This window comes from Thalassotalea sp. HSM 43, assembly GCF_004752005.1.
Taxonomy (GTDB): Bacteria; Pseudomonadota; Gammaproteobacteria; order Enterobacterales; family Alteromonadaceae; genus Thalassotalea_A.
In genome coordinates, this window is record NZ_CP038493.1 from 2,123,399 (window position 1) to 2,136,150 (window position 12,752).

Genomic DNA, 12,752 nt, shown 5'->3' on the forward strand with positions numbered 1-12,752 from the left:
TTACACTGAGTCCCTTTGCTCTTTTGATAGTTGCTTTTTGCCTATTGCCAGCGGTGTTTTGCTTGCATTCATCCTATAATATTGGCACTATTTGTTATAATGATATAACAAAGTGACTAACAGTATTGGCAAAGCCAACTTCAGCGGCAGCCAATTGCGGTGGCAAAGGAGTAAACGTCATCATGAATAAACCACTTGCTGGCTTAAAAATTATCGATTTAACCCATATGTTATCGGGCCCTTATGGTTCGATGATTTTGTCTGATATGGGTGCAGATACCATTAAAGTAGAACCTTTGCAGGGTGAAGGTACGCGCAAGCTTCTGGCCTCGGATCCAAACAACTCGGTTGATGGCTTCGGTGCTTATTTTATTACTTTAAATCGTAATAAGCGCTCGGTCGCCATCGATTTAAAAAGCGATGAAGGTAAGCAGCTATTTTATAAATTAGTTGCTGAAGTTGATGTGGTTATCAATAACTTTGGCCCCGGAGTACCTGAGCGACTCGGCATTGATTACGATACTCTAAGCCAACATAACCCGAGCATTATTACCTGCGCGGTAACCGGGTTTGGCTCTGATGGTCCAGGCCATAAGCGTCCGGCATTTGATCAGGTGGCACAAGCGTTTGGTGGCGGTATGTCGATTACCGGAACCGATCCAAAAACACCGATACGAGCCGGTATTCCTATTGGTGATTTGGGTGGTGGCATGTTTGCCGTTATGGGCATTTTAGGCGCTGTTGTAGAGCGTTATAAGTCAGGCAAAGGCCAGCATGTCGATATCTCTATGCTGGATTGTCAGGTGTCGATGCTGAACTATATGGCAACGATGCACATGATTTCTGGAGACGACCCATTCCCAATTGGCAATGGCCACTTTGTTCATGTGCCTTACAATTCTTATCCGACCCAAGATGGTCACATAATTTTGGCGGTGATCACCGATAATTTTTGGCAAAACCTTAAGCCGGTGGTCAATGTCGCGCAATTTGATGATGCCAAATACGACGGCCAACCAGGTCGCTTTGCCGATAAACAGTTTATCGACGCGACGTTAGCAGAAATCTTTGCGACCAACACCAACCGATATTGGTTAGACAAATTGGAAGCGGCGCGCATCCCATGCGCACCGGTAAATAAATTCTCCGATGTGCTCAATGACTCCCAAGTGCGGCATCGTAAAATGGTGGTAGATATTTTTCATCCCGATGGCAAAGCCACAAAGGCGCCGGGTAATCCGATCAAGATGTCGCGTACTAACGAAGACAGCTTCAGCGCTGCGCCGCATATTGGTCAACATACCGATCAGGTACTTGGTGATTTATTGAATTTGTCAGCAGAAGAGATTGATAAACTGCGTGATCAAGGAATCGTTAAATAATGGCGTCGAGGTTTGTACGTATTACTGATGTGGGCCCCCGTGATGGCTTGCAAAATCAAGCGCAAATTTTAACGCCAGAACAGCGTAGCGAGATTATTGCCGATTTAGTTAATGCTGGCCTTCCGAGTATTGAGGTGGGCAGTTTTGTTTCGCCTAAAGCGGTACCGGCAATGGCTGGTATCAACGACATTTATCAACAACTGCCCGCTGGCAATTGTCATTATCAGGCGCTTATTCCTAATGCCAAAGGTTATCAACTCGCAAAAGCGGCGGGGGCTAAAGCGGTGATGATGGTGGTATGTGCTACGGAAACCATGAACCAGAAAAACGTGCGCATGAGTGTCATGCAAGGCATGCAACAAGCGATGAGCATTATTGCCCAAGGTAAAGACGATAACATTGATGTTATTTGTTGCGTTGCGGTGTCTTGGCATTGCCCATTTGAAGGGAAAACCGAGCCGCAGCGTGTTATCGACATTGCCCGTGCTCTAGATGAAGCCGGCGCTAAAGAAATTATTCTCGCTGATACCATAGGGGCAGCGAATCCAGAGCAAGTTGCGACGCTTATCAAGCAAGTAAGCCAAGTGGTAGATATCGATAAGTTAGCGTGTCATTTTCATGATACACGGGCGATGGGGATTGCCAATGTCTATGCGGCTCTGCAAGTGGGGGTGCGTAAATTTGATGCCTCACTAGGCGGCCTTGGAGGATGTCCGTTTGCGCCAGGCGCGACGGGTAATGTTGCCACTGAAGATGTGGTGATGATGCTCGAGCAAATGGGTTATCAAACAAATATTGATCTGCAGAAACTGATGGCGCTGAGCGATAAAGTTGGCCTTTGGGTTGAACAACAAATCGGTGGCCGAGCCGATGCTTGGCGCAAGTTGCAGTTAGCAAAAGGCAACGCGCTTATTTAACAATAATTACAGGGTTTCGTTGTGACAGGTAAAACGCTTTACGATAAATTGTGGGAAATGCATTTGGTCGATATTGATGACGATGGCAACGGCCTGATTTATATCGATCGTCATATCATTCATGAAATCACCTCGCCACAGGCATTCGACGGCTTGCGCCAATATCAACGCGATGTATGGCGAGTGGATAGTATTTTAGCGACACCGGATCACCAAGTGCCTACCCAAGACAGACACTTGGGGCTAAACGGCTTTAGCGATGCCATTGCCAAGCAACAAGTTCAAACCCTCGACAGTAACTGTAAAAGCCATGGCATAAATCAATTTGCATTAGCAGATAAGCGTCAAGGTATCGTCCACGTGGTAGGCCCAGAGCAAGGCGCTACGCTGCCAGGAATGACCGTGGTATGCGGTGATTCACATTCGTCTACTCATGGTGCGTTTGCTGCCCTTGCCCAAGGCGTTGGTACATCTGAGGTTGAGCATGTGCTGGCAACGCAAACGCTGATGCAGAAAAAATGCAAAAATATGCGTGTCAATGTCAACGGTAAGTTAGCGTTTGGGGTGACCGCAAAAGACATGATTTTGTATATTATCGGCCAGCTTGGCAGTGCCGGTGGCAGCGGCTATGCGATTGAATACGCAGGCAGTGCGGTACAGGACTTATCGATGGAAGGGCGCTTAACTTTATGTAATATGACCATCGAAGCCGGTGCCCGCTCAGGCATGGTGGCGTTTGATGACGTTACCGCTAACTATCTGAAAGACAAACCTTTTGCGCCGCAAGGTGAGCAATGGCAGCAAGCATTGCGATTTTGGCAAACCTTACAATCTGATGACAATGCCAAATTTGACCAAGAACTCGATATTGATGCGAGCGATATTGTGCCGCAAGTCACTTGGGGTACCAAGCCGGATCAGGTGATTGCGGTCAATGCACCAATACCAGACGCTGGCGAAGGCAAAGATGCAGTACAGCAACATGAATGGCAAACAGCACAACACTATATGGGCGTGACGTCAGGGCAGTCACTAGAACAGTTGGCAATTGATCAAGTGTTTATTGGCAGTTGCACCAATGGCCGAATTGAAGATATACGACAAGTCGCCAAGGTATTAAAAGGTCGCAAGATTGCAAGCTCAATAACTCGTGCCATGGTGGTGCCAGGTTCAGGCTTAGTTAAAGAGCAAGCCGAACGAGAAGGCCTTGATCAAATCATTATTGCATCTGGATTTGAATGGCGTTTCGCCGGTTGCTCTATGTGCAATGCCATGAACCCAGATAAGCTTGAACCAGGCGAGCGCTGCGCCTCTACCTCGAATCGAAATTTTGAAGGTCGACAAGGTCAAGGAGGGCGCACACATTTGGTGTCACCGGCTATGGCTGCCGCTGCTGCAATTTACGGTCACTTTGTTGATGTGCGCAATATCTCACTTGCCGATCAACAAAATTCCACTACCAAGCAAGAGGTTATCGCCTGATGCAAGCTTTTAAAACGCATACCGGTATTGTCGCCGCTATCGACCGAGCCAACGTTGATACCGATGCAATAATGCCTAAACAATACCTAAAATGCATCAGCAAAACTGGTTATGGAGATTGGGCGTTTGATGATTGGCGTTATCTTGATCACGGCGATGTAGATATAGATGTATCAACGCGGCGCTTAAACCCTGATTTTGAATTAAACCAGAGTAAGTTTTTAGCGGCCAGTATTTTACTTGGCGGTGAAAACTTTGGCTGCGGCAGTTCTCGCGAACATGCGGTTTGGGGCATCCGTGATATGGGCTTTAAAGTGATCATTGCGCAATCATTTGCCGATATATTCTTTAATAACTGTTTTAACAATGGTGTGTTAGCCATTACCTTAGAAAAGCCAGTCATGGATAGATTATTTGCGTTAACCAAACAAGCTAAAAGCGTGTTGATGGAAGTCGACTTAGAGCATAAGCAATTACGTTTTAATCACAAGCTGATTCATTTTTGTATAGAACCTAGTAGACGCTTTAAGTTGTTGAATGGCCTTGATAATATTGCATTGACCTTACAGCAGGCTGACAACATAAAGGCGTTTGAACAACGCCATAAGCAGCGTCACCCTTACTTTTTTAATCGTTAGTCTAAAAGGACGAAACCAATACCATGCCGATTCTATTTCTGACAGTATTCATTGACTTGATTGGCTTTGGTATCGTTATCCCTATCTTACCTTTTTTGGCTCCTAAGCTTGGTGCCAGCAATTTTGATATTGCCATGATCATCGCTATCTATTCGGTTTTTGCCGGCTTGGTTGGCACCTTATGGGGTAAATTAAGCGACAAAATTGGTCGCAAGCCAGTGATCATGTTTTGTTTATTGGTTACCGCAGCTTCTTACGTATTGTTGGCCAATGCGGAAACCCTGACCATGGTCTATATCGCTCGTATCCTGGCGGGTTGTGTTGCTGGAATCTATGGTGTCGCGGGTGCTATGGTTGCCGATTTGTCGACACCAGAAAATCGCGCTAAGTCTATGGGCTTGGTCGGCGCCGCGTTTGGCTTGGGCATGGTTGTTGGTCCATTTTTAGGTGGTGTTCTAGCCGGAGATGAGATTAACTTTCTTCTGCCTTGCATGGTTGCCGGCGGCATGTCGCTGATGGCGGCGATATTTGCGGCGATATTTTTGACTGAATCTTTGGATAAAAAACAACGCCAAGAGCATAAAGAAATTCGCGATGCGATTGGCAAAACGTCAAGCTATAACATCCTCAAACAAAGCGGCAATCGTTGGTTAGTCTTGCAATTTTTACTGCATTCAATGGTAATCACTACGGTCAGTTACTTATTCCCACTATGGACCGGCGAGCTATTAAACTGGGGTCCTAAACAAATTGGCATCGTGTTTGGTATCCAAGGCTTGGTGATGGCGGCGTTACAAGCGAAGCTAATCGCAGTGCTTGCCAAAAAGTTTGGTGAAATCCCGGTGTTGACGTTTGGTGTCGCGTTACTAACCCTAGGTTTTTGTATGGCCAGTTTCTCGACCACGCAATTTTTTATGGTGGCAAGTTTCTTTACCACAATATCTGGTGCCAGCATGTGTATGCCACTTATGAACTCGCTTATTTCGCAACGTACCGAAGTTCAGTATCGAGGCCGAATTATGGGCGCGGCAGGTGCTATGGGCGCATGGGGACGTGTCGTTGGTCCATTGCTAGCCGGTTCTTTATTGAGCCTGTCAGGTTTTACGTTCGCTTGGGTTGCCGGCATTGCCATCGGCATTTGCTATCTGGCTTGGCCATTGAAAGAGCTGATGCACGGTGAGAAACAACCGCAAGCCCACAAGCCAGCGGAGTCCGCGGTTGACTAACGAGCAGGGCGTCGTACACCAACAAAAAACGCTAAACAGCAAATTAGCACATCCTGCTTGGCTTAAGAGATAATGGTTTAAGCCAGAACGCTTAAACGTTACGGCATATAGATAACAAAAGAGAGAAGATTATGCTGACTGCAATTTTTATATTTTTTATTGTTTGTCATTTGGCTTTGCTGATACTAAGCAGCAAAATTCATAGTAATGGTTTTAGTATTTGGTGGTTGCGATTGCTGCTATGTGGCGTGCTATACGACAATTCTATGGTGATGCTATCGAGTATCTATGGCGCCGATGAAAGCCTACAATTTGCCAACCAAATGCGTTGGTATGCACACTCGCTTATTCTGCCGTTTCTATCACTATTTACTTATAAAATGCTGCAGCATGCCGGCTATAAAGGAGCCGACAAACTGTGGTGTAAGGCGCTTTTTATTATCGTCACGGTTTGCGCTCTAAGCTACGGCATTTTACATGAGATTTTACAGCTTGAACTGACCAGTAAGCTACTAACATCACCTGTCGGTGAGATGGAACGCTTTGTCTCTGTATCAAAAATTCCGCCGCTGGCAACCATAGGCACGAATTTATTTGCCATCATTTGGGCTGCGGTGGTTTGGAAAAAAGCCAACTGGCCATGGATGTTCGCTGGAGCGCTGTGCATTTTTGTTATTAATGCTGCATCAGCTACTTCACAATATGGTTTTGTGTTGGGCAATCTAGCCGAAGTGATTTTTATTGCTTCATTACTGGCGACAGTGAATTACTTTGCTAAAGACCAAGTCGCAGCCAATATGGTGCACGCCAATTAGGCTTTTTATGGTAGTGAAATGGCGATAGTTGATCGCATAAGGTGCGGGCACAAGTTGAGGCTTTTCCAAGAGCTTTCAGAGCAAATGATTTGAAATTGTCTGCTGATTAATTGTACAGTTTAACTTAACGATATGATTAACGTCGCTGCGCAGGATAATAAAATGGAAAACAGTTCTTGGTATCAAAAACCTGAAATGATTATTGCCTTATCGGCACTTATGATCAGCTTGATCACCGCTGTCGTGGCTATTTATTCAGCCTATATTGACCGCTCTTATGCCCGAGCTTCTATGTGGCCGAGAGTGGAAATTTTTCGCAGCTATGGTGGCAATAATTTCAGTTACGGTGTCACTAACAGTGGTAATGGTCCGGCATTAATTAATTACGCTGTGGTCAAACATAACGGTGAAATTATTAAGCACTGGCATGATATTAGCGACTTCAGTCATTTTACTCAGTCACATTTCGGCAATAAAATTCTATCGCCGCAGCAAATTATTAATCCGGTAAAATACAACGGAGATAACGCCAAGTTATTTTTAAAAGCGGATAAAACCGTCGAAATCGAACTGTGTTATTGTTCTATCTATGATGAGTGTTGGCTGACTTCACGTATTAATCAGCCACAGGAAGTAGCGAATTGTTCGATTGAAGAAAGTCATCGTTTCGCGCAATAGATATAACGAAAAAGGTCAGCAAGTGCTGACCTTTATCTTGTAAATTCAGTTAACCAGTTATTTGTACTTTTCTGCTTGCGCCAACATATCGCCAGCCCCCAGTAAATCGTTTATCTGCTGCAGATCCCATAGTGGTTGTTGATAACTTTGAGTATCACCGGTTTGTTGAATGTGGCTCAGCACATGTTCGGCTTTAGGAATAAAACCATTAAGCAGAGCAATAGGGTACAAGGCGATTTTATAATTTAGCGATTGCATCATATCCGCGTTATCGATTGGGCTGTTGCCACCTTCGACTAAGTTATGCACTAATGGCACTTTATCACCGAACTCTTGACCGATTATCTGCATTTGTTCATAACTTTGCGGCGCTTCAACAAACAAAATATCAGCACCTGCGTCAATGTACTGCGCCGCTCTGTGCATGGCATCATCAAAACCATTAACGGCAAGCGCATCGGTTCTGGCAACAAGTAATGTGTCATCACTGGCTCTGGCATCAACAAAGGCTTTTATTTTGCCCACCATTTCGCTCGTTGCCACCACGTCTTTGCCTTGCATATGGCCACAACGTTTTGGCATCACCTGATCTTCCATTTGCATCGCATTGGCACCGGCTGTTTCTAACATCTTTACCGTACGTTGCGTATTGATGGCGTTGCCAAAACCCGTATCGATGTCGACTATCAAAGGTAAGTCATTATATTCTCTGATCGCACTGATGGTATCGGTCACTTCCTTGATGGTGACCAAGCCGATATCGGCAACACCAAAGCGTGAAAATGCAATACCAGCGCCAGAGACAAAACCAACATCAAAGCCTGCATTTTTAACCAGTCGACATGAAAGACCATCAAATACACCGGGCGCTTTAATAACACCCGGTTGTTGTAACCGTTGTTTTAAGGTTGCCATAATGGTTATCTATTGTGGGATTGAGGTGTGCTCTTCGAGCAATGAGCCGAAGCCATAGATTTTATCCGGAATACCATTTGAGCGCAGTGCATGCCAAAACGTTAGCGCGTTAATGGCCAATACTGGCTTGCCTAATTCTTTTTCAAGTTGTGCTGCCAGCTCGACGAAATATAAATTGGTACCGGCTTGTAAGATCAAATCAACATCATCTCCATCAACGTCTTTTACCAGTTGACGGGTTTTGCCAAAGCTTTCATGGGCAATTTCTACCGGACCTGGCGAACTATGACCAGCAATACGCACCACATCATAGCCAATGTCACCTAAAAATTTGACAACCATGTTATCGCCTACCGGCATATAGGGCGTTACCACACCAATGCGTTTAACCCCGGGATAGCACTTTAGCGCGTCCATGATCGCCTGTGCACCAAAGGTAATTTGACAATGTCCTTCTTGTTTGGCGATATCATTATATTTGGCAAATTCACGATCCGAACGTTCTTTGCCGTCCCAAAAGGTCTCGGCAGAATAGCCAAAAATGACGTGATCAGGACGACAGGTTAGGGCATCACGTAAGCCCTGTGCGGTGGCATCGCCTATTGCTTTAACCATGCCAACAAACTCGTCTTCATTGGTTACCTTGAATGCAGGAATAACACAGCCACGTGTTGCTAATACCACGCCTTCCGGTTTCATTTTGTTGTATTCCACCTCGACTGCGGTATTCGTGCTTGGCACCAACAGAGCAAATTTTTTGCGATAACCATAATAATCTAAAGACATGATATTTTTCCTTTTTCAGCCAAGTCTGATTGCAACTCTTGGATTATATTTGTTATAAAGATATAACATTAATGTAATATATTCAGTCGATAAAATAAAGGCTATTGCGGTTAGGCGAACTGGCAAATGGCAACCAAGCATCAAAAGCGGCTGAGCAAGTGAAAATTCAACAACGGGATAGTGGCGTGGCTAGTGAAATAGGTAGTGAAATAGATAGTGAAATAGAAAATGGCATGGAAAGTAAAATCGCCTTAGTAACAGGCGCTAATCGCGGTATTGGTTTAGCGATTGCAAGCAAGTTAGCAGCGCTTGGTATGACGGTGGTGATGACCGGCCGTGATCAACAAAAACTGCAGCAAGAAACACGAAAATTGCAGGCGCAAGGATTGACGGTTGTCGCTAAAGTGCTTGATGTCACCGATGCTAAACAGTGTTCTGATTTGATCAGCGCTATTGCTGAGCAATATGGTCGCTTGGACGTGCTGATTAATAATGCCGGTATTGCCATTGATCAGTGGGTGCCCGGTTGTGAGGTGGCGATGGAGTTGGTAGAACAAACTATTGCGACCAATGTCTATGGGCCATTGGCATTAACCCAGGCGGCGCTGACGGTGATGAAACGCCAACAACATGGTCGTATTGTTAATATATCCAGTCAATTGGCCAGCTTTTCAGCCATGACCATGGGCATGACATTGGCCTATCGCATGTCAAAAACAGCATTAAATTCAATGACTAAGATTCTATCGATGGAATTGGGGGAATACCCGGACATAAAAATTAATGCCGTTGCCATGGCGTGGGTCAAAACCGATTTGGGCGGACCTGAGGCACCATTGTTGCCAAAGCAAGCTGCCGAAACACCGGTGTGGTTGGCCACCTTAGAACACGATGGCCCAACAGGGGAATTGTTTCAAGACAGCAAGCCTTTCGCTTGGTAATCATCAATAGATGAGCGTAAAAAAGGGTCAGATGTTTGACAACCTGACCCCAGTTAACGTGTTTGCGATAAGTGATATTTAGAGCATAAATTGCAGGCTCAGTTCGACCACTTTTTGCTGTTGTTGCTGTCGAGTTAGCAAGCCTTGTTGTTCCGTCATCGCATCTTGATAATGAGCAAAATGCCAATGGTTGCCATTGCTGATTTCTTCATAAATGGCGCTGTTTGGCATCTTAGCTTTGTTCAGCGCAATCTTTTCGGGTGTGGTCTGCAAATCCTTTTCAGCACTGATACTAATAACCGGTAATTGCAAGCCGCTAATATCACTTCCAGGATATGAAGCCCACAAGATCAAACCGGCAATACTTTGCTCCGCTGATTTGGCGTACTCTGCTGCAGCAACCCCACCTAATGAATGCCCGGCGACATACCAAGTTGAAATATCTGACCGCTGCTCGATAGCGATATTTGCTTTATCGATACCCAAAAACGCAGTGTTTAAAGGCATGGGCATTATTGCGACATAAATTCCATGAGAAGCAAATTGTTGTGCAAGTGGTGCAAACGTTTCAGCTGTGGTTTTGCCGCCGGGGTAAACAATTAGACCTTTTGAGGCACCCTGTTTAGGGACAAACTCAATAAAGTCATGTTGATTAACTTCGACCTGATCGTTAGAAACCAGGGCGTCGGTTGTTTGTTGTTGTTGATAAGGAAATGGGATGCTCATCCAGGCGGCGGTTGAACCAACCACCACAACGAGCAACACCACCGTCCATTTAAGTATTTTTTTAATCACGGTTATACGGTTTACCGTTTCGTTCTTCACCGGCGAGAATGCGAATCAGTCGATCCGCTGCCTGTTTACCGACCAAACGCTCTGCGATCGGATTGGCAGGGTCAAGGTAGACAATTGAACGACGCTGATCGTAATCTCGTTGGCGACGTTTTTGACATTGCATTTGATCATCATCTTGCTGCGCATTTTTAACTAATTCAAGCCAATGTTTCACTACCGCCCAAATTTTCTGTTTCGCGTTATTTTCAAAAAATGACAGAGGACCAACACCGGCAACGGCGCACGGACTTAGGCTGGCACGAATAAATGGCATCGCCGCATTGAATGGCTTAACACCATGTTCAAATAATTCATTTTGATGCGCCATAGCAACATCGTTAATGGCGTCATAATATTTTTCGACATGCTCAGGGTGAGTAACTAACTCATAACGAGGCATCATATCGACGTAATAAAATGCCTCAGGTAAGGTACCAAATGCCATACCCAAATGTGGCACATCGGTATTACCTTTCATCCAAAAGGTTAAATGTATGTTGGTAAAGGTATTTTGTGGTTGACCGATGTCTGAATGAATCACCCAATCGACCGGGTTATCGTTGTCGCCGGTAAAATTGCGCATTCGACCTAGGTGGTTGCCTTGCAAATCATTAAAATTATGAATGTCCTGGCAGCCCAAGTCTTCGCTAAAATTGAGCTCAGTTGATATGTATTGCCAGATTTCATCTCTTAAGGCCAAGACCTGATTGTAGGTCTCTGAGGTGTCCATTTTGTGACCGCTATCTATATGGCGGGCAAACTCTTCTGTGACAAATGGTTTTTGTTGGGCAGACATTACGACTCTCCTTGGGAAATTAATTCTTGTTGACTGGCTAGCGAGGAGGATGTGTCATCATTCGACGCAGGGTTCACTTTCCAGCTCCATAAAAAGACAATGAAATTGAATAGGCCAAACACCACAAACGGTGTCGACGGACCATATTCAGCAAATAAGGCACCACCACCTGCGGTTGCGAATAAAATGCCAACCGCACCGGCAACGCCGAAAAATCCTATAACCGCACCGCGGCGCTTCGCAGGTGCACTCTCGCCGACCAATGCTTGAGACGAGACAAAGGCACTGATCTCAGCAATACCCATAACCAGTAATAAACCGAGTACCCACGACTGGGTTGGATCGCTCACAAAAAACATCGCACAGTAAATAACCGCGGCTAAGCCAGACGCACATGTTACTGCGCGAACACGCGATATTTTGTCACTTACCCAGCCCATTAATAACGAGCCGATAAGCGCGCCGAGCACCACCATCATAATTGCCGGTACCGCTAAGGTGTTCATTGCTTCACTTGCACTTAAGTTCATATTAGCGGTGCCAAATTGCACTAACCACAAGCCCATAAAGGCACCGGTTACCGCAAGATCGCCGCGAGAGATAAACGCAGCGCCATAACTTAATGCCACTTTTGGCGCTTTCGCTTCTGCTGCACCAAGTTTTAATTGTTTTGATAGGCTTTCATTACTGGCACGAACGACGGTGCCGGCCACTTTCGATAATCCGAAGAACACGACGATGGCACCGATAACGCCCATACAACCGGCGATGGCGAAAGTCGCTTGTTGGGCAGCAGCTTCGCTGTAACCCGATTGCACAAAGGTATTGGGTAACGTCGCGAGAATGGGGGGTATAAAAGCGCCAAAGGTTGCTACCACACCTTGCAAGCCATTGGCCTTACCTCGACTTTCATTGTTGGCGTAGTCTGCAATAACGGTGACCATCATGCCCACCATGGCACCGCTACCAAAGGCAACGATAACGCGATAGACAATCAATTCTGTAATCGAGGTGGAAGTGCCATATAGCGCAAAGCCAATGGCAGTGGTTAACAAACCAAAGGTATATACATAACGGCGACCAATGCGATCAGCAAAGACACCATAAATGGCCAGCATAATGATAAAAATCACTTCTTGCAGGGCACCAAGCATGCCGGTGATTTGCGCCTGTGATTTATAATCAATGCCAATAACTTGCAACAACCCAGGTTGCAAGATTGACATCGCTCCAGCGTATCCGGAGGAAATCAGCACGGCTATAAAATAAGCAATTAGGTGATGACGTTTTACGCCATCGGCCAAATTTACCCCTAAAAAGCGAATGCCAGCCATAAACTTAC

The 12,752-nt window shown here is 45.5% G+C and carries 12 protein-coding genes and 1 pseudogene; 8 read left to right on the forward strand and 5 right to left on the reverse strand.

Annotated elements, in window-relative coordinates; translation table 11 throughout:
• The first annotated feature begins 182 nt into the window (after positions 1-182).
• The 7 genes and pseudogenes from E2K93_RS09050 to E2K93_RS09080 all read left to right on the forward strand — a co-directional run bounded on the left by E2K93_RS09050 (position 183) and on the right by E2K93_RS09080 (position 7,138).
• Complete coding sequence (locus E2K93_RS09050; RefSeq protein ID WP_135438787.1) at positions 183-1,382, forward strand: CaiB/BaiF CoA transferase family protein; 1,200 nt, start codon at positions 183-185, stop codon at positions 1,380-1,382.
• Positions 1,382-2,299 carry a hydroxymethylglutaryl-CoA lyase gene (locus E2K93_RS09055; protein WP_135438788.1) on the forward strand — a complete coding sequence of 306 codons (918 nt, stop codon included), beginning with the start codon at positions 1,382-1,384 and terminating at the stop codon, positions 2,297-2,299. The genes E2K93_RS09050 and E2K93_RS09055 overlap by 1 nt, the downstream gene beginning before the upstream one ends.
• A gap of 21 nt (positions 2,300-2,320) precedes the next feature.
• Positions 2,321-3,781 (forward strand): 3-isopropylmalate dehydratase large subunit, encoded by a 1,461-nt coding sequence (gene leuC, locus E2K93_RS09060; RefSeq protein WP_135438789.1) that lies wholly within the window; start codon positions 2,321-2,323, stop codon positions 3,779-3,781.
• The gene (gene leuD, locus E2K93_RS09065) at positions 3,781-4,419 is read left to right on the forward strand and encodes a 3-isopropylmalate dehydratase small subunit (protein ID WP_135438790.1); all 639 of its coding nucleotides are present in this window, start codon (positions 3,781-3,783) and stop codon (positions 4,417-4,419) included. The genes leuC and leuD overlap by 1 nt, the downstream gene beginning before the upstream one ends.
• Before the next feature lie 20 nt (positions 4,420-4,439).
• A pseudogene (locus E2K93_RS09070) lies at positions 4,440-5,645 on the forward strand (MFS transporter); the annotation flags it as partial.
• 131 nt (positions 5,646-5,776) lie between these two features.
• A complete protein-coding gene (locus E2K93_RS09075; protein ID WP_135438792.1) occupies positions 5,777-6,460 on the forward strand; it encodes a hypothetical protein in 684 nt (227 codons plus the stop codon).
• A gap of 162 nt (positions 6,461-6,622) precedes the next feature.
• A complete protein-coding gene (locus tag E2K93_RS09080; RefSeq protein WP_135438793.1) occupies positions 6,623-7,138 on the forward strand; it encodes a hypothetical protein in 516 nt (171 codons plus the stop codon).
• A gap of 57 nt (positions 7,139-7,195) precedes the next feature.
• On the opposite strand, the gene E2K93_RS09085 is transcribed toward E2K93_RS09080, so the two are convergent.
• Positions 7,196-8,053, reverse strand: a complete 858-nt coding sequence (locus E2K93_RS09085) for an isocitrate lyase/PEP mutase family protein (RefSeq protein WP_228445239.1) — start codon at positions 8,051-8,053, stop codon at positions 7,196-7,198.
• Positions 8,054-8,062: 9 nt separating this feature from the next.
• The gene (locus E2K93_RS09090) at positions 8,063-8,839 is read right to left on the reverse strand and encodes an arylmalonate decarboxylase (RefSeq protein ID WP_135438795.1); all 777 of its coding nucleotides are present in this window, start codon (positions 8,837-8,839) and stop codon (positions 8,063-8,065) included.
• 104 nt (positions 8,840-8,943) lie between these two features.
• Here E2K93_RS09090 and E2K93_RS09095 point away from each other — a divergent pair, with 104 nt between their 5' ends.
• Entirely contained in the window at positions 8,944-9,780 is an 837-nt protein-coding gene (locus E2K93_RS09095) for an SDR family oxidoreductase (RefSeq protein WP_135438796.1), read from the forward strand.
• A gap of 78 nt (positions 9,781-9,858) precedes the next feature.
• Here E2K93_RS09095 and E2K93_RS09100 read toward each other — a convergent pair whose 3' ends face one another.
• Genes E2K93_RS09100 through E2K93_RS09110 form a run of 3 tightly spaced genes read right to left on the reverse strand, consistent with a single transcriptional unit; the run spans position 9,859 to position 12,744 of the window.
• Positions 9,859-10,575 carry an alpha/beta hydrolase gene (locus tag E2K93_RS09100; protein WP_135438797.1) on the reverse strand — a complete coding sequence of 239 codons (717 nt, stop codon included), beginning with the start codon at positions 10,573-10,575 and terminating at the stop codon, positions 9,859-9,861.
• A complete protein-coding gene (locus E2K93_RS09105; protein ID WP_135438798.1) occupies positions 10,568-11,410 on the reverse strand; it encodes a hypothetical protein in 843 nt (280 codons plus the stop codon). The genes E2K93_RS09100 and E2K93_RS09105 overlap by 8 nt, the downstream gene beginning before the upstream one ends.
• Entirely contained in the window at positions 11,410-12,744 is a 1,335-nt protein-coding gene (locus E2K93_RS09110) for an MFS transporter (protein ID WP_135438799.1), read from the reverse strand. Before E2K93_RS09110 ends, E2K93_RS09105 begins: the two co-directional genes overlap by 1 nt.
• Positions 12,745-12,752: the final 8 nt, after the last annotated feature.